At 40.0% G+C, this 25,856-nt stretch carries 25 protein-coding genes and 1 pseudogene; 11 read left to right on the top strand and 15 right to left on the bottom strand.

Annotated elements, in window-relative coordinates:
* Window positions 1-39 precede the first annotated feature (39 nt).
* Together V7266_RS05965 and V7266_RS05960 are read right to left on the bottom strand one after the other, a co-directional pair.
* Window positions 40-1,203 carry an endonuclease Q family protein gene (locus V7266_RS05965; RefSeq protein WP_335466632.1) on the bottom strand — a complete coding sequence of 388 codons (1,164 nt, stop codon included), beginning with the start codon at window positions 1,201-1,203 and terminating at the stop codon, window positions 40-42.
* The gene (locus tag V7266_RS05960; protein WP_335466630.1) at window positions 1,200-1,754 is read right to left on the bottom strand and encodes an NUDIX hydrolase; all 555 of its coding nucleotides are present in this window, start codon (window positions 1,752-1,754) and stop codon (window positions 1,200-1,202) included. Before V7266_RS05960 ends, V7266_RS05965 begins: the two co-directional genes overlap by 4 nt.
* Before the next feature lie 75 nt (window positions 1,755-1,829).
* Between V7266_RS05960 and mciZ the strand changes: the two genes are divergently transcribed.
* Entirely contained in the window at window positions 1,830-1,964 is a 135-nt protein-coding gene (gene mciZ / locus V7266_RS05955; protein ID WP_335466628.1) for a Z-ring formation inhibitor MciZ, read from the top strand.
* A 64-nt stretch (window positions 1,965-2,028) separates the two neighbouring features.
* Complete coding sequence (locus tag V7266_RS05950; protein ID WP_335466626.1) at window positions 2,029-2,940, top strand: aldo/keto reductase; 912 nt, start codon at window positions 2,029-2,031, stop codon at window positions 2,938-2,940.
* A gap of 24 nt (window positions 2,941-2,964) precedes the next feature.
* On the opposite strand, the gene V7266_RS05945 is transcribed toward V7266_RS05950, so the two are convergent.
* The 3 genes from V7266_RS05945 to V7266_RS05935 form a co-directional block, all read right to left on the bottom strand.
* Window positions 2,965-3,219, bottom strand: coding sequence for a YqkE family protein (locus V7266_RS05945; RefSeq protein ID WP_335466625.1), 255 nt, complete (start codon window positions 3,217-3,219; stop codon window positions 2,965-2,967).
* A 102-nt stretch (window positions 3,220-3,321) separates the two neighbouring features.
* On the bottom strand, window positions 3,322-3,990 hold the full coding sequence (locus V7266_RS05940) for a 3-oxoacid CoA-transferase subunit B (protein WP_335466623.1): 669 nt from the start codon (window positions 3,988-3,990) through the stop codon (window positions 3,322-3,324).
* 24 nt (window positions 3,991-4,014) lie between these two features.
* Complete coding sequence (locus tag V7266_RS05935) at window positions 4,015-4,704, bottom strand: CoA transferase subunit A (protein ID WP_335466621.1); 690 nt, start codon at window positions 4,702-4,704, stop codon at window positions 4,015-4,017.
* 171 nt (window positions 4,705-4,875) lie between these two features.
* On the opposite strand from V7266_RS05935, the gene V7266_RS05930 reads away from it, so the two are divergent.
* The 4 genes from V7266_RS05930 (at window position 4,876) to V7266_RS05915 (ending at window position 7,347) form a co-directional block, all read left to right on the top strand.
* Window positions 4,876-5,781, top strand: a complete 906-nt coding sequence (locus tag V7266_RS05930; RefSeq protein WP_335466619.1) for a hydroxymethylglutaryl-CoA lyase — start codon at window positions 4,876-4,878, stop codon at window positions 5,779-5,781.
* Window positions 5,782-5,856: 75 nt separating this feature from the next.
* Window positions 5,857-5,997: a hypothetical protein gene (locus tag V7266_RS05925; RefSeq protein WP_335466618.1), complete on the top strand. Its 141-nt coding sequence runs from the start codon at window positions 5,857-5,859 to the stop codon at window positions 5,995-5,997.
* Between the two features lie 138 nt (window positions 5,998-6,135).
* Window positions 6,136-7,056: an alpha/beta hydrolase gene (locus V7266_RS05920; RefSeq protein WP_335466616.1), complete on the top strand. Its 921-nt coding sequence runs from the start codon at window positions 6,136-6,138 to the stop codon at window positions 7,054-7,056.
* An 84-nt stretch (window positions 7,057-7,140) separates the two neighbouring features.
* A complete protein-coding gene (locus tag V7266_RS05915; protein WP_335466614.1) occupies window positions 7,141-7,347 on the top strand; it encodes a CDGSH iron-sulfur domain-containing protein in 207 nt (68 codons plus the stop codon).
* Window positions 7,348-7,385: 38 nt separating this feature from the next.
* On the opposite strand, the gene V7266_RS05910 is transcribed toward V7266_RS05915, so the two are convergent.
* Both V7266_RS05910 and V7266_RS05905 read right to left on the bottom strand, forming a co-directional pair.
* A complete protein-coding gene (locus V7266_RS05910) occupies window positions 7,386-7,721 on the bottom strand; it encodes a YolD-like family protein (RefSeq protein WP_335466613.1) in 336 nt (111 codons plus the stop codon).
* 18 nt (window positions 7,722-7,739) lie between these two features.
* Window positions 7,740-8,999: a DinB/UmuC family translesion DNA polymerase gene (locus tag V7266_RS05905; RefSeq protein ID WP_335466611.1), complete on the bottom strand. Its 1,260-nt coding sequence runs from the start codon at window positions 8,997-8,999 to the stop codon at window positions 7,740-7,742.
* Between the two features lie 142 nt (window positions 9,000-9,141).
* Here V7266_RS05905 and V7266_RS05900 point away from each other — a divergent pair, with 142 nt between their 5' ends.
* From V7266_RS05900 to V7266_RS05890, 3 genes are all read left to right on the top strand, one after another.
* Window positions 9,142-9,333 (top strand): YqzH family protein, encoded by a 192-nt coding sequence (locus V7266_RS05900; protein ID WP_335466609.1) that lies wholly within the window; start codon window positions 9,142-9,144, stop codon window positions 9,331-9,333.
* A gap of 193 nt (window positions 9,334-9,526) precedes the next feature.
* Window positions 9,527-10,855: an IS3 family transposase gene (locus V7266_RS05895; protein WP_335466607.1), complete on the top strand. Its 1,329-nt coding sequence runs from the start codon at window positions 9,527-9,529 to the stop codon at window positions 10,853-10,855.
* An 899-nt stretch (window positions 10,856-11,754) separates the two neighbouring features.
* Window positions 11,755-12,138 carry a YkvA family protein gene (locus V7266_RS05890; protein ID WP_335466605.1) on the top strand — a complete coding sequence of 128 codons (384 nt, stop codon included), beginning with the start codon at window positions 11,755-11,757 and terminating at the stop codon, window positions 12,136-12,138.
* Between the two features lie 273 nt (window positions 12,139-12,411).
* Here V7266_RS05890 and V7266_RS05885 read toward each other — a convergent pair whose 3' ends face one another.
* The 3 genes from V7266_RS05885 to V7266_RS05875 all read right to left on the bottom strand — a co-directional run bounded on the left by V7266_RS05885 (window position 12,412) and on the right by V7266_RS05875 (window position 17,757).
* Window positions 12,412-15,591 carry a DEAD/DEAH box helicase gene (locus tag V7266_RS05885; protein ID WP_335466603.1) on the bottom strand — a complete coding sequence of 1,060 codons (3,180 nt, stop codon included), beginning with the start codon at window positions 15,589-15,591 and terminating at the stop codon, window positions 12,412-12,414.
* Between the two features lie 371 nt (window positions 15,592-15,962).
* Window positions 15,963-16,760 (bottom strand): SDR family NAD(P)-dependent oxidoreductase, encoded by a 798-nt coding sequence (locus tag V7266_RS05880; RefSeq protein WP_335466602.1) that lies wholly within the window; start codon window positions 16,758-16,760, stop codon window positions 15,963-15,965.
* Window positions 16,761-16,794: 34 nt separating this feature from the next.
* On the bottom strand, window positions 16,795-17,757 hold the full coding sequence (locus V7266_RS05875) for an MBL fold metallo-hydrolase (RefSeq protein ID WP_335466600.1): 963 nt from the start codon (window positions 17,755-17,757) through the stop codon (window positions 16,795-16,797).
* A 211-nt stretch (window positions 17,758-17,968) separates the two neighbouring features.
* Between V7266_RS05875 and proC the strand changes: the two genes are divergently transcribed.
* On the top strand, window positions 17,969-18,811 hold the full coding sequence (gene proC, locus V7266_RS05870) for a pyrroline-5-carboxylate reductase (RefSeq protein ID WP_335466598.1): 843 nt from the start codon (window positions 17,969-17,971) through the stop codon (window positions 18,809-18,811).
* Between the two features lie 107 nt (window positions 18,812-18,918).
* Here proC and rnz read toward each other — a convergent pair whose 3' ends face one another.
* Window positions 18,919-19,842 carry a ribonuclease Z gene (gene rnz, locus V7266_RS05865; RefSeq protein WP_335466596.1) on the bottom strand — a complete coding sequence of 308 codons (924 nt, stop codon included), beginning with the start codon at window positions 19,840-19,842 and terminating at the stop codon, window positions 18,919-18,921.
* Window positions 19,843-20,075: 233 nt separating this feature from the next.
* Here rnz and zwf point away from each other — a divergent pair, with 233 nt between their 5' ends.
* Window positions 20,076-21,542, top strand: a complete 1,467-nt coding sequence (gene zwf, locus V7266_RS05860; protein WP_420491333.1) for a glucose-6-phosphate dehydrogenase — start codon at window positions 20,076-20,078, stop codon at window positions 21,540-21,542.
* Window positions 21,543-21,640: 98 nt separating this feature from the next.
* On the opposite strand, the gene V7266_RS05855 is transcribed toward zwf, so the two are convergent.
* The 4 genes and pseudogenes from V7266_RS05855 to V7266_RS05840 form a co-directional block, all read right to left on the bottom strand.
* Window positions 21,641-22,918 carry a DNA polymerase IV gene (locus V7266_RS05855; protein ID WP_335466593.1) on the bottom strand — a complete coding sequence of 426 codons (1,278 nt, stop codon included), beginning with the start codon at window positions 22,916-22,918 and terminating at the stop codon, window positions 21,641-21,643.
* Window positions 22,919-23,002: 84 nt separating this feature from the next.
* Window positions 23,003-24,124 (bottom strand): tripeptidase T, encoded by a 1,122-nt coding sequence (locus tag V7266_RS05850; protein WP_335466591.1) that lies wholly within the window; start codon window positions 24,122-24,124, stop codon window positions 23,003-23,005.
* A gap of 121 nt (window positions 24,125-24,245) precedes the next feature.
* Complete coding sequence (locus V7266_RS05845) at window positions 24,246-25,796, bottom strand: acyl-CoA carboxylase subunit beta (RefSeq protein ID WP_335466589.1); 1,551 nt, start codon at window positions 25,794-25,796, stop codon at window positions 24,246-24,248.
* Window positions 25,796-25,856, bottom strand: a pseudogene (locus V7266_RS05840) (methylmalonyl-CoA epimerase); the annotation flags it as partial. The gene V7266_RS05845 and the pseudogene V7266_RS05840, both read right to left, overlap by 1 nt.

Raw genomic sequence — 25,856 nt, 5'->3', positions numbered from 1 at the left:
AACTAAAAAATCCCGGCAAAACTCACCTGCCAGGATTTTTTATTCGGAAATTTTTCCATACTTACCGCCACCACCGGCTGCAAGGTTTATATTACCTTCTCTTGCTTTCATAATAAGATCAGCTATCTTAGCGGGCACCACTTCGATTAAAGCCTCAAATGGGACTTCATGCAAAATGGCCATTTCACTGCCAAAATGATTGACCAACTTTTCCAACAAACGCGGACCTAACCCTGGAATGAACTCCAGCGGTACTTGATGAATATATGGCGGGCGCCCAGCCGGACTTTTATCTGCCGTCTTCAACTCCAGGATTCGATCTGCCACCCCTTTAATGATTTTATTATTTCCGCAAAGATTACAGAGTTGAGCGTCCACAGCTAATGGATTTAGACATTCTGCACAGACAGTTTTATGATATTTACCCAATAAGGGATCAAGACCATAATTGGCAATGATATGGCGGCCATCTTCTCCTTTTAACGCTCTCTGCAACTCTAAAAATGTCGGCTCTTTCATCGAAATTACTTGATACTCTCGAGCTATTTTTGCCAGCGAGTGGGCATCCGAGTTGGTTACAAACGTATATTTGTGCAGCTCCCCTAATTGGTCTGCCATCTGTGTGTCTGAGCTTAACCCCAGTTCAATCCCATCAATTAAATCTGGATCTAATACCTCTGTTAGTGACTTATTAACCCCTTTTCCATATAAACTTTTAAATGGAGTAAACACATGGGCTGGAATGAAAATGCCCCCTAAGTCCTTGACCTTCTTTTGTAATACAAGGCCTGTTACATATATGCGTTGAGAACTCAGTTGGATATTTTTCAAATGGCCCGTAAGCCAGGTAGAGAACTCGCGCATAATGGTTAGATTGGGAAAAAACATAAGCAAATGAATGGGACCATTGGACTGTTCATCATAAATTTCCAATTCAGAACCGGGAATCACGGTTAAATCGCCAAACGTCAAACCACCATCTGGATGTTCACTGATCTCCCCGCTTTGGATAAGACTTTCCATCTCCAAAATGACTTCGGGTGAATGGCTGTCTATGATCCCCACCATATTAAGTCCCTTTTCATGTCGGGCATGTTCAATAATATTCGTAAATGTTAGTGATTTCGCACCCGTGATTTTAACCGGCTTTCCTGTCCAAGTCCGGCCAATATGAATGTGCAAATCTACATAATAGCGGTTCATTTATGTCTCAACGCCTCTTGTAATTGTAAATATTGAACTGCAAATATTGTTTTCGCATCAAAAATCTTTTGTTCTTTTACATATCCTAACGCTTCTTCAAGAGTTAATTCCTCAAGATTAACAAACTCATCTTCGTCAAGAGCCGCCGCATCCTCTTTTTTTGTTAGCCCTTTTGCCACATAAACATGGACAATTTCATCTGCAAAACCAGGGGATGTATAGAAAGATGTTAATAGTTCCAGACTGCTGCACTCATAACCAGTTTCTTCCTCTAATTCTCGGCGTGCACAGATTTCAGGCTCTTCTCCTTTTTCGAGTTTACCAGCAGGAATTTCCACAATCGTTCTTTCTAATGCTTTCCGATATTGTTCCACCATAACCACTTTATTTTCGTGGGTAACAGCTATAATCGCTACAGCCCCTGGGTGTTTGATGATTTCACGCTTCGAATGCTTTCCATTTGGCAGCTCCACATCTTGTAAATGAAGGCTGATGATTTTTCCAGAAAATATTTCTTCACTCTTAATTGTTTTTTCTGTTAGGTTGTCCATTGACGTCAACTCCTGTTCTATTCCGTAAAAATATACGTATACATCTTACCATACTTTAATTGGAGGAGTATGGTAATGAAGGTGTATACCCACGAACTGGGAATTATTCTTGTCGGCAAAGCCTGGGAAATTGTGCAGAAATTGAAGGAGTATAACAAGGACTATGTTTACGTTAACGAATGGGTTCAAGATGTTTCGCAAAAAAAGTAGCTTCCATTTGTAGTCTGCCCTTTTCTTTATTAATATTGTAAGAAAGGAGCAGGGGGTTTTATTTATGAAGAAACGAAAACTAGGTCACTCTGATTTGTACGTTACCGAATTAGGGCTCGGATGCATGTCCATCGGCACAGAGGAAAAGGCCGCTAGAAGTATCATCGAAGCCGCACTTGAAGAAGGGATTAATTTTTTTGATACGGCTGATCTTTATGATTTTGGCGAAAATGAAAGAATGATCGGAAAGGCCTTAAAACCCGTCCGGGAGCAGGTAATTCTTGCAACAAAGGTGGGAAACCGCTGGAATTCGGCTCAAACTGGCTGGACATGGGATCCTTCTAAAGCCTATATTAAAGAAGAAGTAAAAAATAGTTTAATACGTCTAGGGACTGACTACATTGATTTATATCAACTACATGGCGGAACCATTGATGACCCTATTGATGAAACCATTGAAGCATTTGAAGAATTAAAAGCAGAAGGATTTATTCGTCACTATGGCATCTCATCTATTCGACCAAATGTCATCCGAGAATATATAAAAAAATCTAGCATCGTGTCCGTTATGATGCAATACAGCATTTTAGACCGACGGCCAGAAGAAGAAGCTTTACCACTTTTACATGAACACGGGGTCAGCGTTGTAACACGCGGGCCGCTTGCTAAAGGGCTGCTAAGCGATAAGCTGCTCGGCAAAGCATCTGAAAAAGGCTATTTGGATTACAGTTACGAAGAATTATCAGAAGTTTTGCCTGGATTAAAAGAAAACGTTGCTTTTGCTCGGTCATTTACAGAAGTTGCTCTACAATATAATTTGGCAAATCCAGCTGTTGCCTCCGTTGTTGCCGGAGCAAGCAGCCCGGAACAGATTAGAAGTAATGCTGCTGCGATAAGAAGTAACCCTCTGACCAAAGAGGAAGTGTCGATCATTAAAGAGGTTACAAAGCCTAGCATTTATAAAGAACACAGATAAACAGGAGAGCATTCGCTCCCCTGTTTATTTAAATTCCTTCCAGTTCATACCACTCTCGTTTAGCAGTTCCTCAAACGATTTATTTTTTTCTTTTAATCTTCGTTCTTCTCGTTTTCTTCGTTCTTCTTCTGCCTTTTTTCTATCTTCTTCAGCCTTAAGCTGATCCTGCTGCTCTTTTAGCTGCTTCATTAAGTCCGGATTAATCAAATCTTTGAGTGTTACTGCTTTATCTTCCTTTTTTGGTTTAGATTGATTGGTTTGTCTTTTTTGTTTTTTCATTCTAAACGCCTCCATAATTAAAATCCGATTCTATTATACCACTTCAAAAAACGTACTAAGTATAAAAAAACAGGCTGAGCTTTTCTCAGCCTGCTTTGACTATTAATAAGCCTCTACTTTAACATTTTCATCTACCAGCAAGCCGGCCTCGGTCGAATGAACAACCTCTTCAACTGTATACCCGCTTGCCACTTCCACTAGTCTTAATCCGGTATCCGTCACATCCATCACCGCCCGCTCCGTGATAATTCGGTTTACTACCCCTTTTCCGGTTAGCGGCAAGGTGCATTTCTTTAATATCTTTGATTCACCTTTTTTATTAACATGTTCCATAATGACGATGATTTTCTGGGCCCCGTGGACAAGGTCCATTGCGCCTCCCATTCCTTTAATCATTTTCCCTGGAATCATCCAGTTTGCTAAATCCCCCGTTTCCGATACTTCCATTCCTCCTAGAATAGCCAAATTGACATGTCCCCCACGAATCATGGCAAACGATTCTGCACTATCGAAATAAGCTGCCCCGTTGATGGCTGTAACCGTCTCTTTCCCTGCATTAATTAAATCCGGATCCACGTCTTCTTCACTTGGGTAAGGTCCGATACCTAGAAGACCGTTTTCCGATTGTAGAACCACCTGTTTGTTCTCTGAAATATAATTCGCCACCAAGGTTGGCATTCCGATTCCAAGGTTTACATAAAAGCCATTTTCTATTTCCTTTTCTGCTCTAATTGCAATTCTTTCTCTGACATTGGCTTTATCATTTGCCATCGCTATTAACTCCCTTCCCCCACTCTACTTTTTTACGGTTAATCTTTCAATTCGTTTTTCCTGTTTCCCTTCAATGATGGTTTGAACATAAATACTTGGTGTATGAATAAAATTAGGATCTAATTCACCTATTTCGTAAAGCGCTTCCACTTCTGCGATCGTTACTTTCCCGGCAGCTGCAATCATCGGATTAAAGTTTCGGGCAGTTTTGTGGTAAACGAGATTTCCCATCTTATCTCCTTTCCATGCCCTTACAAGACTAAAATCAGCTGTCAGTGCTTCCTCTAAAAGATATTCTCGACCATTATACACCTTTGTTTCTTTACCCTCAGCAATTGGTGTCCCAACCCCTGCTGGAGTATAAAAGGCTGGAATCCCGGCACCGCCGGCTCGTATTTTTTCTGCCAATGTTCCTTGCGGGGTTAACTCAACTTCCAGTTCACCGGTTAAAACCTGTCTCTCAAACTCCTTATTTTCTCCAACATAAGAACCGATCATTTTTTTTATTTGCTTATTATTTAATAGTAAGCCTAGCCCCCATTCATCGATTCCGCAGTTATTTGAAATGACGGTTAAGTCCTTTACGCCTTTTTCTGCTAAAGCTAAAATCAAATTTTCTGGGATTCCGCATAAACCAAATCCACCAACCATCAATGTTGCCCCATCCTGAATCTCGGCAACTGCATCCTGGAAGGACGTGCAAATTTTTTTCATCCTTTCTCTCTCCCTTTAAATTAATGTTTCACTAAAGAATCACAACTCCCTGACATTTATTACTTCTACTTTTAGTCAAAAAATTCCTCTGATTTTGTCAAAATTTCATTAACTCTTGATTTTCAGAATTTTCCCCCGCTACAATGAAAATATGAACAGCGGAGGGGGAAAATGATGTTAAATTTACCTAAAAAAGTGACTATTATCGAAGTGGGTCCTCGCGATGGGCTTCAAAATGAGAAGTTATTAGTTCCAACTGACATTAAAAAACAATTTATTAGCAGTTTGAGGGATGCTGGACTTAAGGAAATGGAGTTGACTTCGTTCGTATCACCGAAATGGGTGCCGCAAATGGCAGATGCTGCTGAAATTACGGCTGACTGTTTTGATGATAAATCGAGAAACATCGTTCTTGCCCCTAATCGCCGTGGAATTGAACGGGTTTATTCGACTAATTGTCAGGCAGTTGCCGTATTTGTCGGTGTCAGCAATAGCTTTAATCTCAAGAATATCAATAAAACAACCCGGGATAGTATGGAGGAATTAAAGCCGATTATCCGAGAATTAAAAGATAAGAATTATTTTGTCCGTGCCTGTATTTCTACTGCTTTTTATTGTCCTTATGAAGGAAAAATCAGTGAGAAAGATACATTAGAGCTTTGTCATGAATTTGTTCTTGCAGGTGTTGATGAATTAAGTGTAGCTGACACGATTGGAATGGCTGCACCACTTGAATCCTTTACCCTTTTTTCGCAGCTAAAAGCCAAATTCACTGAAACCCTCCTAACGGCCCATTTTCATGATACACGCAAACTTGCTCTGGCGAATATTCTAGCTGCCCTTCAAGCAGGAATTGATCGGTTTGATACTTCCGCCGGCGGCTTAGGCGGTTGTCCCTTTGCGCCTGGTGCGGCAGGCAATGCTGCTACAGAGGACGTTGTCTATATGCTTGAACGAATGGGAATTGCTACAGGTATTGACCTTAATAAACTAATGACTGCCATTGAAATTGTCATCCCTTTTCTATCAAGAAAAATTGAAACTGGCTATTACCGTCTTCATGCTCAAACAGTTTAGAAATTTTTTCATATGAATAAACGTTCTCCTTATCACCCATCTTAATATTGAGACTACCATGAAGGGAGACTGACTATGAGCCAGAAACGTGAAAAAGGAAACAGTCAAAGTGGAAAAAATTATGCAGACACAGCAGGCGGCGGAAAACGGATCATTGCCGCTGAAGAGCTTGAAAAAGCCCTTCACCCTACCAAAAGACAAAATTCTGAACAATAGCCCCTTATTTTAATCCCTAAAGCCGCGTATTGGTGTCAGCGGCTTTTTCTATGTTAAAATTAATTCTGTTCCTTTATGGGCACTGTGTAGTTGTTTTACATATTTTATTACTAACTTAATCCTGTTGGAGGTGCCAATATGAAAAAGGCATTCCGCACTCTGTTTGTTTTGTTGTTTTTCTGGTTATCTCTCGGTTTGTATTTTACAAACCGTCTGATGTATATGAAAAAGAAGGATGAGGAATTAATTTTAAGGCGTGAGAAGGAAGCCGGCAGGTATATTCCAGAGGAATTTGAGTCGCTTCCAAAGCGTGATGTGGACATTCCTTCCCCATTTGGATATCCCATTAAAGGACTGCTTGTTGAACCGCACCAGACAAATCGGTATGTCATCATTTCTCATGGTGTGACGGAAACGAAAATTAATTCGATTAAATATGCAAACCTTTTCTTAACGCGCGGCTTTAATACGTTAATTTACGATCATCGCCGCCACGGAGAATCAGGTGGAAAAACAACGAGTTTTGGCCACTATGAAAAATTTGATTTAAAAACCGTTGTGGATTGGCTGAAGCAGGAGAAAGGCCCTAATCTTGAACTGGGGATCCACGGTGAATCCATGGGTGCTGCAACGATGCTTTTATATGCCGGACTTTTAGAGGATGGAGCCGATTTTTACATTGCAGATTGTCCCTTTTCTGATTTCAAGCAGCAGCTCGCCTACCTAATAAAAAAGGATTTTAAGCTTATCCCCGGCCTTCTGCTTCCAATTGGGGATGCGTTCTTGCGCCTGCGCGACAAGTATTCAATCCGACATGTTTCTCCGATTTCGGTGATTGAAAATATTAAACATCCCGTGTTGTTTATTCATAGTAAAAAAGATGATTTTATTCTGCCTTCCATGTCTAAGGATTTATTTGAGCAAAAAAAGGGCCCAAAAATGCTTTATATGGCGGAGAATGGACGTCATGCTCAGTCCTTCAATGAAAATCGCGCTGATTATGAACGTGCCATTGATGAGTTTTTGCAAAAATATGTGGACCATGCACTTCCAAGTTAAAATTATTGTTATATTCTTGTTGCTTTTCCTTGTAATTCCATTTATTCTCATTGTTAAGACGAATTTTTATAAGGGGTGCCTAACATGTCAAAGGTTCAAATCAAGGTCAACGATAATGGTTCACTGAGAATTACCGGTGATGTGGAATTACTTGATGGCGAAGGCAATGTTTTTACTACTAAGCCATCCTTTTCTCTCTGCCGCTGTGGTTTGTCTAATAATAAACCATTCTGCGACGGTTCTCACAAAGGAAAATTTGATTCACAAGTTAGAGTGAATAAGGAAGAATAGTTAATTAGGGCGGCTTTCTGCTGCCGCTCTTTTTTATGTTACATATCAGTTAACCGAATATCAGCAATATCGGCAATTCGTATCCGATGCACCTCTTCAAAACGGTCTACCACATGAAGCTTTTGCGTGAATTCATCCCAATAATGGATGTTACCAATTACCATTTCATAGTTTTGGTTCCGATAATGGGTAATTGTAACAAATCGGTTAAACTCAATGGCTTCGGACAAGGTTTCGTTCATAAGCTCTAGCTGCTGCTCATCCATTTCCCTTTTCTCTTCGTATCGATCTTCTTTTACCCAGTTCCTAAGTAATTTGACGTGTTCAGGAAGCATCATGGACGTCCATTTAATTTTTCCACGGTCACGTATCATAGGTATTTCCTTCTTTCATTACATTTTATGTCCCCCAACCAATGTCGCTCGGTGTTTAGCGGTTCCGGCAGCTGTATAGGAAACAGCCCGGAGCAAAGAACCTGACCCAAAACGCCTGCGAATTGAATCCACCACATAGCCAAGCTCCCGTCTTTTAGACGCCCCCATATCAAACAAATCAAGCTGCAGTTCCCGGTCGTCGACAATATTTCCAATCGCGATTGAAATTTGCCTTACGGTTTTTCCACTATAATGTTCCTTAAATAATTCAAGACAGACACGGTAAAGCTCCATGGTTATATTGGTTGGCTGCATGATGGTTCGGGAACGATGAAATCCGCCGCCAAATTCATCTTGACTATAACCAACTCCGAGACTAATCGTTCTTCCCGCTTTCCTATGGGTACGTGCTCTTCTGGCGACCTCTTCACATATTTCTAACATGACAGCCTTAATCTCTTCTTCCTCTTTATAATCTCTTAACAAAATTTGACTCTTTCCAAAGCTGATTTGTCCTTCGATAATAGGTGCTCCTAAATCAGATAGGTCAACTCCCCAAGCATGATAATAAAGCTGGTTTCCCATAATCCCGAATTTCTTTTCCAGCTTTTCTAAATCATAACGGGCTAATTGACCAACGGTGAAAATCCCCATGCCATTTAATGTTTTTTCAACGCGTCTGCCAATGCCCCACATTTCTCGAAGTGGTGAGACGTTCCAAAGTTTTGTCTGAACATCCTCATATGTCCATTCCGCCACCCCTTTTTTCTTAGCATCCAAGTCGAGGCAAAGCTTTGCTAATAACATATTAGGTCCAATTCCAACGGCACATGGCAGCTGAAATTCCCGCTCAATATCCCTTTTTATTTTTTCGGCAATCGTACAAGCATCACCCCACAAATGAACGGCACCATCGACCTTAATAAAACTTTCATCGACACTATAGACGTGGATCGCTTCTTTTGGAACATAACGGTTAAATACACGGGTAATTTCAGTTGAAATCCGTAAATACGTGGCCATTTTGGGCTCGACAATTTTAATCTTGGGGTCATCTGGAATTTCATACAAGCGTGAACCCGTTTTTATGCCAAAATCTTTTTTTAAGCGCGGCGAGGCCGCAAGCACGATACTCCCTTGCCGCTTTTTCTCACCCACAACGGCTAAATAACAATTCAAAGGGTCAAGACCTTCCATAACAGCGGAACAGCTTGCATAAAAACTCTTCATGTCCACACATAAAATTTTATTTTTCGGCATTGCGCTGTAATCAATCATGACTTTTCCCTCACAATTTAAATATCGAACGTTTGTTCTTTAGTCTATTCATATTTTAAGCGAATATGCGTTCGTATTCAATGGAAATTTTTTGAGCGGCTTCCAATATAGAAAAACGTTATAATAAGGTGAGGTGTCGGTGATGGAGAAAAAACTAGTCGTCAAAATGATAAAAAATTGTTTTAAGCAATATTACGAAACGGATTCCAGCCCGATCAGCGAGCAGGATTTAGAATGGTTAACAAATCGGATTCTCGAATTGAAAAAAGGAGAACCAGCAGCGGATTTATATGAAGTTGTAAATGATGTGGTATATGAATTTTTGACCGATTAAATAAAAAAACCTTTGTTAAAGTAACGGGCTCTGTTTTCGAGTACAAGTTTATAAAAAACATTAAAAAGGGGCATCAAATCGTATCTGATTTTAATATGGTACCTAGAGATTGGACACTTGAAAAAGAGTGTTTCAACTCTAGGTATTTTTTTATATACTTAAATTTTAAGATATGGGGATCAGGGGAACGACAATGAGCAAAATAACATTTTCTTCTAAAGAAATAAAAACACTTCAAAAAAACCCAAATGTACAACGTGTGAGTAGTTTAGCTATTACATATACAGATGATTTCAAAAATAAATTCATGGACGAATATCTTGCAGGTAAACTCCCTAGACAAATCTTTGAGGAGAATGGTTTCGATATTAATATTTTAGGTATTAAACGGATCGAACAATCTGCACATAGGTGGAAAAAGGCTTATGAAAAAGATGGGCTAATCGGACTTTCAGACAGTCGGAAAACAGCCGTCGGCAGGCATTTGAAGCGAGAACTGACTCAAGCAGAAATTATAGAGAGACAGGAAGCAAGAATTAAGTTACTGGAAGGACAAGTGGAACTGCTAAAAAAGCTAGAAACGACAGAAAGGAGGCTGCTAAGCAAAAGTCAAAATCTCGAAACAAATAATATTTTTCAGTTAATTTATGAAACCATAGAACAAAATGAGTTTAAGCGAATGACAAGGTATTTTTGTGAGCTTTTAGGGGTATCTCGTTCTGGATATTATAGTTACCTAAAAGCTGAGGACATCCGTTTTGAAAGAGAACAAAAGGACTTAGAAGTAAAAGAAATAATAATGAAAGCGTTTAATCGTCGTGGCTATAAGAAAGGTTCACGTTCTATCAAAATGATCTTAAACAATGAATATGACCTTAAAATCAGCAGAAAAAAGATACAAAGAATTATGAATAAGTATGGGATCATTTGCCCCCATAGAAAGCCAAATCCATATAAAAAAATAGCAAAAGCAACAAAAGAACACCAGGTTGTTTCAAACAATTTAAACAGAGAGTTTAAACAAGGAATTCCAGGAAAGGTACTATTAACGGATATTACCTACTTGCCATATAACGGTAAAGATATGGCTTATTTGTCTGCCATAAAAGATGCCTCCACCAATGAGCTTTTGGCTTATCATGTTTCAGATCGTATCACTTTAGATATTGCCACAAAAACAATCGATAAACTAATGAAAAATAAGAAAATTAAGTTACATTCGAAGGCATTTATCCATTCGGATCAAGGGAGCCATTACACAAGCCCAAGATATCAGAAATTGTTAAAAAAACACGGGTTAGGACAATCAATGTCTAGAAGGGGAAATTGTTGGGATAATGCCCCGATAGAGTCATTCTTTGGCCACTTAAAGGATGAAGTCGACTATCAATCCTGTAAATCATTAGAGGAACTAAAAGCAAAAATAAATCATTACATGGTTTACTATAACAATTATCGTTATCAATGGAATTTAAAAAAGATGGCCCCTATTCAATATAGGAACCATCTTTTAGCATCTTAACTCTTTTTTTTATATGTCCTTGATATGGGTGCCAGATTATTTGGATACCTCTTTTTTATTGATATATAGGTGTTTTTCTTAAAAATAGCGAGTTTTTGACAAGCTAAATCGTATATAAAAAAGTAACCGTACAGAAGTTTCTGTACCAACAAAAATTAATATACTTTTTTGCTTTCAAATCTAATTCAATTAATAGAATTTAAGTTACATTATTTCTAGGTACCGTTGGCAAGGTGATGGACCTCTCTGTCTTTTTTCGAAAAAGGAAGCGGTTGGAAAAGGAGAAGCCATATACCCTGTGAAAGTTGAGAAGTATTTAAAGCTAAGGGACAAGGATACTTTCTCAGCTGGTCGATAAAAAACTGCTGATTCCCGCATCGAGGATCAAGAGGGTCCACACTTATCGGTTGGGGGATCAGGTTAAAAGCCCCCGATCCGATAAATAGACGGAAAAATTTCGCCTAATTGGTAATATTAATAAAAAAAGCTTAAATAGACGGAGAGATTCCGCCTATTGACTCGAAAAATGCGAAAAGGGGAGATTTTGCTTTGCATAATCGGAAAACCTTCCCTTATATCCCCCGAAACGAGCTCCATTCTACATCTAACCGAAAAATCTCCGCTTCTTTTATTTTACTGGTTACTCAATTAAGAACAAGACATCTTATTTAAAAGGAAATGAGGTTTATCTCAAAAATCCAAAAGAACCTCATTCACGTCATTTACTAACGAGTTCCGTTTCCTATCGCAAACATTAAAAATGTAAGTTAAAATGAGTACCCATTTGTATATTAAATTGACACTCATTTTGTATTGGTATAAAGCCATTTGTTCGGAATAACAATCCATCTTATTTTGTTATAATGGAAATAAAATCTTAACTACTATTAGGAGATAAAATGTTCACGAAAATTAAGGCTTGGGCAAGGAATTTAAAAAAACAGATATTTATGCTCTACTTAGCTTATAAAGATGAAAGAGTGCCTTGGTATGCTAAAGTATTTACCGCTTGTGTGGTCGCATATGCCTTCAGTCCGATTGACTTAATTCCAGATTTCATACCTATTCTAGGCTATTTAGATGATGTAATTCTTCTTCCGTTAGGAATAATGTTTGCATTGAAGATGATACCGAAAGATGTATTATCTGACTGTGAAGTTAAGGCAGAAGAAATGATGAAAAACGGTAAGCCGAAGAATTGGATAGTTGGTTCACTAATAGTTTTGATTTGGAGTTTAATTATCATATGGCTTATTGTAAAGGCTTATCAGTTATTCAACTGATGGGTGCGTTAATTCAACAGGCTAACCAAAAATGGATATTAAAAATGGGCTCAGTTCAAATGAACTGAGCCATTAAATTTTTAATTACAAAAACAGATACAAAAGGCAGTACAAAATTGGTTACATTTTCGATTGCATTTTCGTGTTTTGTGATAGGAACGGAACCCGTTAGTCATTTACGGTGTTTTTTTATATGCGAATTAACTTGTTATTTTCCCAACTATTTTAAATTTTGTACTTCAAATTAGAACCCGTTACTGTTAAAGAGGCTTTTTATGAAAGAATTTCACGAATGTCCTCCTCAGTTAAAAGGGAAGTTTCCTTCTCATCAGAAGAATGAATAATTTCTTCAATCAGATGCCGCTTTTTATCCTGAAGCTCGCTAATCTTCTCTTCAATTGTCCCGCGAGTAACAAGTTTAATCACTTGGACAACATTTTTTTGACCAATCCGATGGGCCCGGTCCGCTGCTTGGTCCTCAACTGCAGGGTTCCACCAAATATCATACAGGATGACGGTATCAGCTCCGGTCAAATTAAGACCTGTCCCGCCGGCTTTCAATGAAATCAAGAAAAAGTCCCGTTCACCTTGATTAAAGCGGCGGCAGATTTCAACTCTTTCTTGAGAGGGAGTTTGACCATCCAGGTAGAAAAAGGGCATTCCCATCATGCTCAAATTTCGCCCTATTAATCCAAGCATTTTAGTAAACTGTGAAAAAATCAGGACCCTGCGTCCGGACATCCTGGACTCTTCCACAATTCTGAGCAGCATGTCCAATTTTGCAGAACTGCCTTTATAACCGTCAACAAACAAGCCTGGATGACAACAAATCTGCCGCAAACGGGTTAAACCGGCGAGAATTTTTATCCGGTTTTTCCTAATCGTCTCCTTATCAAGATGCTTCAAGGTATCCTCCCTTAATTTGGCCAAATAAGCTGCATACAGCTTCTTTTGGTCTGGAAGAAGCTCTGCCATTTCTAGGGATTCGAGCTTTTCAGGAAGCTCAGAAGCTACATCCTCTTTCATCCTCCGCAACAAAAAGGGGCGCACTCTACGAGCGATCTTCTTCTTGGGAAGATGGCTAAATTCTCTTAATCCCTTAAATAATTCAGGAAAGACAACATGAAAAATCGACCACAATTCTTCTGGTGAATTTTCTACCGGTGTGCCGGTGAGGGCGAAGCGATAGTCAGACCTCAGCCTTTTTACACTCCTTGCCGTTTGCGTGATTGGGTTTTTAAAGGCCTGTGCTTCATCAAAAAAGATGGTATGAAAGAATTGTTTCTCATACCATTGAATATCCCGCCGCAGCAGCGGATAAGAGGTGATGACCACATCCATATCCATGGCTTCTCTCTGAATCCTGTACCTATCCCGCTGAGTTCCGTCTACAACAATGGCTTGCAGTTCAGGAGCAAATTTCATTATTTCATTTAACCAGTTGTAGGATAATGAGGAAGGACAAACGATTAGAACCGGCTGTTTTCGATTCCGAATCGAAGTAAGCTCCGATAAAATAAACGTAATACTCTGAAGTGTTTTGCCAAGCCCCATATCATCTGCGAGAATTCCGCCAAAACCATAATGGGCAAGAGTCTTCATCCATCGATAACCGTGTTTTTGATAGTCACGCAGAATAGACTCCAAACACATCGGCACCTCAAAGCTTAAACTGTTGGGAATTCTTAATGTTTCAAGAAACTGTTGAAATGAGTCCTCGAGCATTAATACCTTACTGTCATCTACCGAATCAAACAGGGAGAGCCCCTGCATAATGGAAACCTCAAAGATGTTTTCAATCTCATCTCTCTGGACAGGAAGTTCTTTTAAGAAACGCTGAATTTCTTCAAACTCTCTTGTCTCTAACGAGAGAAGACTGCCGCTTGGCAGACGGTAATATTTACGCTTTTCTTCTAATGCCATTAATACGTCTTTGATTTGCTGCTGAGAAATGCCATCGAGCTCGAATTTAAATTCCAGCCAATTCGTTCGTTCTTTTTTCAAACTTACCCTGAGAGCTGGAGGGGCAGGTCCTCTAAAGATTCGATTTCTTACGGCAGTCGTCGCATAAATTTGTACCTGCTTTTGGAGCTTTGGGACAACATGGTAAAGAAATTCATATTCTAATTCTTCATTGTGTAAAAAATAACCGCTGTCCGTTTTAACAAAGGAACTTTCCTCCATTAATTCTAAAATTTGCGCTTCCTTTTCTTTATCCCTGATAATCCGATCGCCTGCAAAGAAAGTGTTATCTTCCAAAGGATTAATCACGAGATTTTCATAATGAAACTCAAGGCCGGCCAGCAGCCGATTTTTTACCCGGTCTAAGTACAGTTTCGCTGTCAATGGTGTTTTCATAAACTTTCTAGCAAGGGCAGTTGATAACTGGACATGCCCCAATCTTTTCAAACCTGGAACTACCTTTTCGAAAAAGGGTGCAATTTGCTCTTGGTGAATAGAAAGTTGATTGGTTCCTGAAATATCCAGCATCTGTTTAATGTCTTCTAAATGCTGACAATCCTCGGCTTTTAAGTTAATTATTTTACCGGCAGACACTACCGAACTATACGCATTTAAAACAATCATGCGAGACAGCCCTTTTACCTTTAACCAATAGCCAGAAGGTTCAGCCTCCAAAAATTCAAACTGTAAGGGCGGCAGTTCTTCTGTTATTTGTAGAGGATTAAAAGTAAAACCGTCATGTTCCAACTTTACGAGGGGCGCCCTCGTTAACAGAGTTTGCAGCTGCTTCCACGAAGACGGTGGAATCAGCAGCAATTCTGTATTGTGAAATACGGAAGAATCGGCACCGTCATGGATTAGCTGGCTAAGATGCTGAATAACCGAATCTGCCTCTGATTGAAAACAATGAAGACTCGGATCATACAAAAATAGGCTGGAAAGCTGGCATGGATGACCGAATTGGACACCTTCTAGAAAACTCTTGATATCCTGCACTTTAGTCCTTTCAATGAACAGCTCCATTCCAAGTGAAGGCTGTCCTTTATCGTTGAAAGGTTTAATAATAAACTCTAAATCAAGAACTGCTCTATTTTCAAAATGAAGCTGATGACCGCTGGGACGTCTTGGTTTGCTTTGAAAAATATTCAACATCTCTTCAGCCAATCCCCCTTGTTTGACCTCAGCAGATCCGACAGGGTTGGTTCCTTTCAGCTGAAAATCATGAATGGCTAACAAAACGGCAGCAATATGCTGACAATCCTTTTGAAAAGATGCGAGTTTAGGGCAGCTGCATCTAGAAAGAAAATGCTGATCGTTTTCCTTTTCAATCACCACGTAAAAATTCTCGGTTCCGGAGACGGTTGCTTGATACCGCTCAGGTCCATATTGTTCAAACAATACTTTATTAGAGCGAAAAAATGCCTCCCCTCTTTTAAAGGAGACAGTCCCGCACAATTCTTTAATCATTTTTTGATTTATTTTAATACTCAAATCCCTGACTCCTTCCCGAAGACAGTTCTATCTATCTAAGAATTAATCCATTATACCATTTCTAAAAAAGAGAAATAAGAAAAGCACAAGCGCCTTGGTCAGCCCCGATATAGGGCGACTTGTCGACTGGCCAGTGAAAGCAGGGTCAAAGACTAGTTGCCCTTAATGCGTACAGAAAGCGATAGCTTTCTGTAGCCAAGCATAAGACAAGCCGGCCGAAAGGTTGCTTTTTAACCTTTTGGACGGCTTGGCTGTAGACCATCGAGGGGCTAGGCGCTAGAGCTAGACAATTCTCAAAGTCAAAAACTTTTATACTTTCTTATCGCATGAAAAAGCTGCCTTTTTTTGAAAAAGCAGCTTCATACCACTATCTATTTTGAATTAAGCACCCGTTTTCCGATTCGCTCAAACAGCCGTGGAAAAAGAACATAAACAACACTTCCCATGTTCATCCAACGCGGGAGATTAATTTCTCTTGTTTTTGTCAGCATGCTATCGACTACTTTTTGAGCTACATATTCAGGCTGCAGCATGAACTTCTGCACATTTTTCACGTAGGTGCCTTGTTCATCCGCAATATTAAAAAAGTTAGTCGCAATCGGTCCAGGGTTTACCGATGTCACTTGGACATTATAATCATCAAGCTCCATTCTTAGGGCGTTTGTATAGCCGAGAACAGCATGCTTTGAAGCAGAATAAACACTGGACTTTGGCGTCGCCAGCTTTCCTGCCTGGGAGGCAATATTAATAATATGGCCAAATCGGCGTTCTCGCATCTTCGGCAAAACCATGCTGGTGCATGCCATTAAGCCAATGACATTCACATTAAGCATCCCTTTCATTTCGTCCATCGTCGCTTCATGGGCCTCACGGAATACCCCAAACCCTGCATTATTAACGAGAATATCTATATGGCCTATTTTTTCAAATATTTGCTCAAATACAGCTTTAACTTGATCTGTATCTGATACATCTAGCCGAAACACATCCACATGAATGTGATGGTGTTCCTCTAAATTTAATTGAAGCTGCTCGAGTTTATCCACACTTCTTGCCAACAGGACAAGATTAGCGCCACTCTTGGCACAAAGCTTAGCAATTTCTGCGCCAATTCCGCCAGATGCACCTGTAATCACTATATTTTTACCTTTCAATTGTTCCCTCACCATTTTAACACCCCATCAGAGTTACAGCCCTAACTACCTAATCCCTTGCTTGATAGAAAACAGGCTTACTAGTACTACTAATAATTTCCCCGATAGATGATAAATAGTCAAGCTGGGCCACACTTTCCGATATTGTTAACATCAATTCACGCTGATAGACTGTTGGAAAAAGACGTTTACAGATTTCAAAGACCGTAAGCGGTTCTTCCTTTAGCCAGCTATATACTGTCATTGCACGCTCATGCTGCCGGGTAAATCTCTTTTCAATCAATTCGGCTAATTGTGTGACCTCATCCCCATGACCAGTGTAAACACAATGAATTGGGTAGGCTAATAGTTTTTTCATAGAATTATTATGCTGCAGCTGCGGTTTCGGCCTTTCAGTTTCACCAGGCGCAGGGGGCTCCAGTAACGGATTAGGTGAAATATGGGCTAAAATCAAATCACCAGCAATCAGGATTCCATCTTTCTCTCGAAAGAGCGCAATTTGACTTTGGGCATGGCCCGGTGTTTCTATTACCTGCCAGTCACTAAGCCCAATAGGATTCATTCCCTCCACTAAATGCGCTGTCAACGGACGGTTACAGGAATATTTAAAAGTATTTCGCAGCTTAGATAAAAAAGGGAAAAATTCATCTGGTAAACCAAACTCTTTGTATGCTTCTTTAAAAAATTCTTCTTGGAGTTGAAAAAATTCTTCAGTTGGATGGATCCATCGTTCATTTAGGCGGTGGCCGTAGACCTCTAACGTATCCGAAAAAAATTCAAGCATCCCAACATGATCTGGATGATGATGGGTAAGAACAACTTGCTCAATATCCCAGGGACTCAAATCCAATTCAGCAAGCTGCTCTATAAAGGAGTTCCAGCACTCATCTGTTTTTACTCCGGCATCCACTAGTGTTAACCGCTCGCCCTTGATCAAATAGACATTAACATCTCCCACGGGGAACGGTGTTGGCAATGTGATCTTAGCAATTCCATCTTTCCATTGTGTCATTTAACAAAACTCCTTATCTAGGATAAAAAATGTATTTTGAAATAATGAACATTATGTGTCATTTAGATTATAAATTTAAGTTTAGCCATTTTTTTACTTATTGTCATTTTTGAAGCACCTTTATTAGAAAAAGGGAAAAATTCTTATAATTCTCCTTGACAAACAGGCTGTCTTCAAGCATAATCACTTCATTTCAATAGGAGGAGTAACAATGAAAAAGATTGCGATTATAGGTGCTGGATCCATGGCCGAAGCCCTCATCTCAGGCATTATTGAGAATGAACTAATTAATAAGAAACACATTTGGGTGACCAATCATGGAAATAAAAAAAGATTGGAGCTCCTTGAGGAACGATATGGCATCTCTAGTACATATGAGTTGAATACTCTTTTTGAAGGGGCAGATATCGTTATGCTTGCGATGAAGCCAAAGGATGCTGATAGCGCGGTTGACAAAATTCGTGAATATTTAACAGAGAACATGCTTATTGTTTCAGTTTTAGCAGGTGTATCAATGAGTACAATTGAAACCCTAGCAAGAAGACCACTTTCAATTGCCCGGTCGATGCCTAACACATCGGCAGCAGTCGGAAAATCAGCTACTGCTATCGCCGTAAATGAACGGGTAACAGCTGTGCAGTTAGATAACATTAAAAAACTTTTTGAGACGGTAGGTTTAGCGAAGCTGGTTGAGGAAGAGCAGCTCGATGCTGTAACCGGATTATCCGGAAGTGGTCCTGCCTATATTTATTATCTTATCGAGGCAATGGAAAATAGCGCAGAAGAGATTGGCCTCGATAAGCAAATTGCCCAGGAACTGATCGTTCAAACCCTTATAGGTGCTGCCGAAATGGTGAAAAACTCCTCAAAATCGCCTGAACAGCTGCGGCGAGAAGTGACGAGCCCAGGCGGAACAACTGAAGCGGGAATCCATGTTCTAGAGGATTACGGGGTACAGCAAGCATTTATCGCTTGTATTAAGGCTGCTACTGAGCAATCAAAAAAAATGGGGAAAGCATTAAGTTCAGACCTAAATGTAGGAAAATCATTATAAACAGGGATTCAGAATAATAAAAAGCACTAACCGAATTGAGGTAACCCCAAAGTTTAGATTCCAACTCTAACTTTTGGGGTGAAGTACAATTTACGGTTGTGCTTTTTTTACTTAGACGGGATATTAAATTCTTTAAAATCTTCGGCAATGTCCGTCTCCGGAAAAACCTCTCGTGCTTCGCCAACAAGTTCGAGCCATGCCTGCCGGTCATACCGAGAACTAATATGGGTGAGGCATAATCGTTTGCAATCAGCCTGTTTTGCAATTTCTGCTGCCTGTCTTGTTGTTGAATGGAAATAGTCAAATGCAAGCTGCTCCTCCCCTTTTGCAAAAGTGGCTTCATGTACTAAAAAATCAGCATCCTGAGCTAACCACTGCGAATTTTCGCAATACCGGGTATCTCCAAGAATGGTGACAATCCGCCCCTTTTGAGAAGGCCCAAGAAACTTGTCTGGTTCAATGACTCTGCCGTCCTCGAGGGTGACCGATTCACCATTTTTTATTTTTCTAAAAATGGGTCCTGGCTGTACCCCGGCTTCCTTCAATTTGTCTGCAAGCAGTGTACCAGGTCTGTCCCTCTCTACAATCCGATAGCCGTAAGAGGGAATTCCGTGTTCTAATCTCCGTACTTCCACGGTGAACTGCTCATCCTCGAAAATAATCCCTTCGGAAATTTCAACTACAGTTAATGGGTATTTCAAATAAGTTTGACTTAAAGAAAGACTAACCTGAATATACTCTTTAATGCCTTTTGGACCATAGACCGTAACTTCCGTTTCTCCCCCTTGGAAGGAACGGCTGGATAACAACCCCGGAAGCCCATAGATATGATCGCCGTGAAGGTGGGTAATAAATATTTTTTCGATCCGCCGTGGTTTAATCGTAGTATGTAATATTTGATGCTGTGTTGCTTCCCCAGCATCAAACAGCCATACTGCCCCCCGCTCTTCAAGTAATTTGAGGGCAATGGAAGTAACATTTCGTAGTTTTGCCGGCATCCCAGCGCCTGTCCCTAAGAAAAATAAATCCAAATAAAAGCTCCTCTCTTTTCCGTTTTTTCTTATGAATAACTATATCACAAACTCTTTTTTTATGCTCACTCAGGACTAACTTCATTATCCAAATCAAAATATTTTGTTACATGCAATTCAATATATTTGCGAAACCTAAAGAAAACAGATAAATTAAATAAAAGCAAAAAATACATAAATAGGCTATTAGAAAAGAGGTACACAACGTGGAACAAAACATGACTTCGTTAATTATGATATTTGGGGCAACTGGAGATTTAGCAAAACGGAAATTATTCCCATCACTTTACCGTCTATATTCACGGAATAAACTAGACAAATTTGCCGTGATTGGTGTGGCAAGAAGATCACTTTCTAATGATGAGTTTCAGCAATCTGTTAAGGAATCGGTGATATCCGCTTTAGGAAACAAAGAAAACCTAGATGAATTTGTTTCTCATTTCTATTATCAATCACATGATGTTGCCGATTCCAGCTCTTATGTTTCATTAAGAAAATTTGCGGATCAAATTGATGCAAATTATGATTTAGAAGGCAATCGAATTTTTTACTTGGCAATGGCTCCAGAGTTCTTTGGTCCAATTGCCTTGCATTTAAAATCGGATGGCCTTACAGATGTAAAAGGATATAAGCGGCTTGTCATCGAAAAGCCATTTGGACACGACTTGGAATCTGCAAAGGAGTTAAATAAACAGATTAGAAGTGCCTTTTCCGAAAAAGAGGTATACCGGATTGACCACTATCTAGGAAAAGAAATGGTGCGGAACATTGAGGTAATCCGTTTCGCCAACGCTATTTTTGAGCCTCTTTGGAATAACCGATATATTTCCAATATACAAATTACCTCTAGTGAAACACTCGGTGTAGAAGAGCGAGGGCGTTATTATGAGACAAGCGGCGCTCTTCGGGATATGCTGCAAAATCACATGATGCAAATGGTGGCATTGCTTGCGATGGAACCGCCAATTAGTCTGACCACCGACGAAGTAAGATCTGAAAAGGTCAGAGTGTTTAGGTCCCTAAGAACTGTTGAGGGTGAGGAAGTAAAGCAATATTTTGTCCGCGGACAGTATGGTGAGGGAACAATTGAAGATGTTGATGTTCCTAAATACCGCGATGAAGCCATGGTTGATAATGAATCCAATACGGAAACCTTTGTAGCTGGAAAAATTATGATTGATAATTTCCGTTGGGCGGGTGTACCTTTTTATATCCGTACAGGTAAAAGGATGGCCACTAAGTCAACGAAAATTGTTGTCCAATTTAAGGACATTCCGATGAATTTATATTATCAAACAGAAAAAATGTTGAATCCAAACCTGCTTGTCATCCATATTCAGCCTGAAGAAGGAATAACACTGCATCTAAACGCTAAAAAAGCGGGGGGACATCTTGATGCTCAAGAAGTAAAATTAAGCTTTGCCAATACTGGCATTCATGCAATGAATACTCCTGAAGGGTATGAGAAACTCTTATACGATTGTATGAGAGGAGATGCTACCAATTTCACACATTGGGATGAAGTAGCGTACTCTTGGGCTTTTGTAGATAAGATTTCAGCTGATTGGGAAAAAACAAAAGCAGCATTTCCTAATTATGAATCCGGAACGATGGGTCCTAAGGAAGCAGATGAACTTCTCGAAAAGGACGGCTACTTCTGGTGGCCAGTCGCTGATTTAGAAGTAGATATTTGTAAATAGACTACGTAAGCGCCTGTTTTTCGCCCTAGGTACTTAACTGAATCATTCAATTGGCGAAATTAAAAAAAGCTCCCTTTGTCATGTACAAAGTGGAGCTTTTAGTGTTCTTCCTTCTTTTTATCGGGAAAAGAGCGTAAAAAATCTTTATTAAAGCTTGTCTCTGTTCCCACATTTTCAGCCTGTTCATCATTATGGGCGCCGGCAGTTTCAATAATATTTTTCCCATATTTTTCACGCAGGCTGGAAAGGGTTCTTAAGAGCGGCTCTTTTTTAGCATCTTTTTCGTAAGAAAATAAATCAAGCTGTTTATAGGCATGGTCCTGATCTATCAGGTCATTACCAGTTATTCCTAACAAACGAACAGGGTCGCCATTCCAGGCCTTTAAAAACAGCTGCTTAGCATACGTGGAAATATCATCCCTAGATTTAAGCGGGTTCTGCAGCTTCATACTTTTGGTAATCGTCTTTCGATCTTTGTAGCGGATCGTTATCGCCAATGCGGAGGCCATCACGGTTTTACGTCTTAATCTGGTCGAAACGGTTTCGGCTAATCCATCAAGCACTTGAAACAATTCTTGTTGATTGCTAATATCCCTTGGCAATGTGGTAGAATTTCCGATACTTTTAAATTCCGAAACTGATTCAGGATTAACTAGCCTCAAGTCAATTCCATTAGCCCTTTCTTTTAACCTTAACCCATTAATTCCGAGAAGTGATTTTAATTGAACTTCATTTCCCTTAGCTAAATCTCCGATCGTATGGATTCCAATTGTTTGTAATTTTTCAGCAGTCTTCTTCCCAACCCCATGCATTTCATTCGTATTCAAGGGCCACAATACTGTAGGAATATCACGTTTTCGCATGATGGTTATTCCCAGTGGCTTTTTCATATCAGAAGCGGTTTTTGCTAAAAATTTATTCGGTGCAACTCCAATACTACATGGCAGATCTAGCTGCTCTAATATTCTTTTTTGAATACTTTCAGCTATTTCGATTGGACTTCCTAATGAAAAACATTCGGTTATATCCATGTAACCTTCATCGATCGATACAGGTTCAACAAGCTCCGTATATTGTCTAAGTATTTCAAACATCGCGGTCGATGCAGCCCGGTATCGTTCGAAATTTGGTTTCATCACCACAAGCTGTGGACAAAGCCTTTTCGCTTCCCAAAGCGGCATGGTTGTTTTTACACCAAATTTTCTCGCTTCATAACTGCAGGTGACAATAATTCCTCTTCGTTCCTCTACGTTACCGGCAATGGCAAGCGGCTTTCCCTTCAGGTCAGCATCATAGGCCATTTCAACAGAAGCGTAAAAGCTATTCATATCCACATGTAAAATGACTCGTCCATTTTTTGGATACATTTCCTTCATGACGAACACACCCTTAAAACATTTGTTCTGTTTTTTTATTATAGCAAAAAAGGAGGCCGTTGGGCTCTCCTTCAGTTAGCTTGATTACTGATTCGTCACTTCATCGATAATAGCAAGAGTCATTTCTGCAAGCTTATACAATTCTGCAACTGGCATACGTTCATTTGTAGTATGAATTTCTTCATAACCTACCGCCAAATTGACAGTCGGAATATTGAAACCATTAAATACATTGGCATCACTGCCTCCGCCGCTATGCTGAAGTTCACAGCTGCGGCCAATCTTTGCTGCTGCCTTGCGCGCAATTTCTACCACTTGGTCGCCCTCGCCAAATTTGAAACCGGGATACATGACTTCTACATCCACTTCTGCCCTGCCTCCCATTTGTTCTGCAACTGTTTCAAATGCATCCTTCATTTTGTTGACCTGCGCCTGCATCTTTTCAGGAATCAACGACCGAGCCTCTGCTAAAATATCAACGCGATCGCAAACAATATTCGTAGCTTGCCCGCCTTCAAAACGGCCAATATTAGCCGTGGTTTCATGATCGATTCTGCCTAATGGCATTTTCGCAATCGATTTTGCAGCAATGGTAATCGCAGATACTCCCTTTTCAGGTGCGACACCTGCGTGGGCTGTCCTGCCATAAATGACGGCTTTCACCTTTGCTTGCGTTGGTGCAGCAACAACCACGTTACCAACTAAACCATCACTATCAAGAGCATAGCCATATTTTGCTTTTAATAAGGCAGGCTCAATCGCCTTTGCACCTTGTAATCCTGACTCTTCACCGACTGAGATGATAAATTGAATTAGACCATGTTGAATGCCTTGTTCTTTTATAAGACGTATGGTTTCAAGCATCACAGCAATCCCCGTTTTATCATCCGCACCAAGAATCGTCGTTCCATCTGTAACAACATAACCATCCTTTATAGACGGTTTAACACCCTTACCAGGTGTAACAGTATCCATATGACAGGAGAAATAAATAGGGTCTACTCCTTCTTTTACAGCAGGCAGTGTACAAATTAAGTTACCAGCTCCATGTCCCGTAATAGCCTTTGTATCATCCTCAAAAACATCGAGGCCTAATTCAGTAAACTTTTGCTTCAACACTTTCGCAATTTCAGTCTCAAATTTTGTTTCTGAATCAATTTGGACAAGTTCTAAAAATTCATTTAAAAGACGTTCCTGATTAACCATATACGCCCCTCCAATTATGTATATTAACTAGCTAGAGCCCTATTCAAGCAGCCTCTGCTTTTCCTATATCAGTATACCTCTTTATTTGTCATATCATCAAATCAAAGAGATAAGCGTTAAATTAGAGAGGGATATTTCCATGCTTTTTGGCTGGTCGAGACTCTTTTTTCGTTTTTAGCATATCCAATGCTTGAATTAATTTTAATCTGGTATTACGCGGGTCAATCACATCATCGACCATACCTCTGCTTGCGGCTACATACGGGTTTGCGAATTTTTCGCGATATTCTTCAATTTTTTGCTGCCTGATAAGCTCTGGATTTTGACTACTGTTGATTTCCTTTGCAAATATAATATTGGCTGCCCCTTGTGGACCCATTACTGCAATTTCTGCATTTGGCCAAGCAAATACTAAGTCAGCGCCGATCGACTTACTATTTAATGCTACATATGCACCGCCATAAGCTTTTCTTAGAATGACCGTCAATTTAGGAACCGTTGCCTCGGAATACGCGAATAAAATTTTTGCCCCATGGCGGATGATTCCTCCGTGTTCCTGTTTGACCCCCGGAAAGAAACCGGTTACATCCTCAAATGTAATAATTGGGATATTAAAGGAATCACAGGTCCTGATAAACCTTGCCGCTTTATCCGAGGAATCAATATCCAGACCCCCGGCCATTACTTTTGGCTGATTACAGACAAGCCCGACTGTTTCACCCTTAATCCGAGCAAAGCCGACGACAATATTTTTTGCAAAGTTTTGATGTAACTCCATAAACGAGCTTTCATCGACTACTTGTTCAATTACCTTTCTAACATCATAGGGGCGGACAGCATCGAACGGGACAACATCCATTAAATCAGGACGATAATCATTCTCCGCCTCCACCTCTAATACCGGCGGCTTTTCTCCATTATTCTGTGGCAGATAACTTAAGAGTCTACGGACATCTTGCAAAGCCTCTGCTTCTGTAGCGGCTTGAAAATGGGCGTTTCCACTAATAGAATTATGAACATTTGCCCCGCCTAGATCCTCTGGGGAAATCTTTTCACCGGTTACGGTTTCAATTACCTTTGGACCTGTAATAAACATTTGACTAGTTTTCTCAACCATAAAAACAAAATCAGTAATAGCTGGTGAATAAACGGCACCGCCTGCGCAAGGGCCCATGATGACTGAGATTTGCGGAATGACTCCGGAATAAATGGCATTCCGATAAAAAATATGTCCGTACCCATCAAGCGATACTACCCCTTCTTGTATGCGTGCTCCGCCGGAATCATTTAAGCCAACAAAGGGTGTCCCGTTTTTGGCTGCTAAATCCATAACTGCAGCAATTTTTTTAGCATGCATTTCCCCTAATGCACCGCCGAAAACAGTAAAGTCCTGAGAAAATAAATAAATGGGCCTGCCATTTACTTTTCCAAATCCTGTCACCACCCCATCGCCTGGACCTTTTTGTTCATCCAAGCCAAAATCGTTGGTCCGGTGTTCAATAAAAGGATTTAATTCGATAAAACTGTCTTTGTCTACTAACAGGTCAATTCTTTCGCGCGCTGTCAATTTTCCTTTTTCATGCTGCTTATCAATTCGCTCATCCCCGCCGCCAAGCTCTACCTCTCTTCGCTTATCATACAATTCATTTATTTTTTCATAAATATCTATCATTACCCCTTCATCCCCTTTTTCTCGCAAAGCTCAAATAGCACACCAGTGGTTGATTTTGGG

It is taken from the genome of Neobacillus drentensis (assembly GCF_036965645.1).
In the GTDB taxonomy this organism is placed as follows: Bacteria; Bacillota; Bacilli; order Bacillales; family Cytobacillaceae; genus Neobacillus; species Neobacillus drentensis_D.
This window is presented reverse-complemented; position numbering and strand designations above follow the sequence as displayed.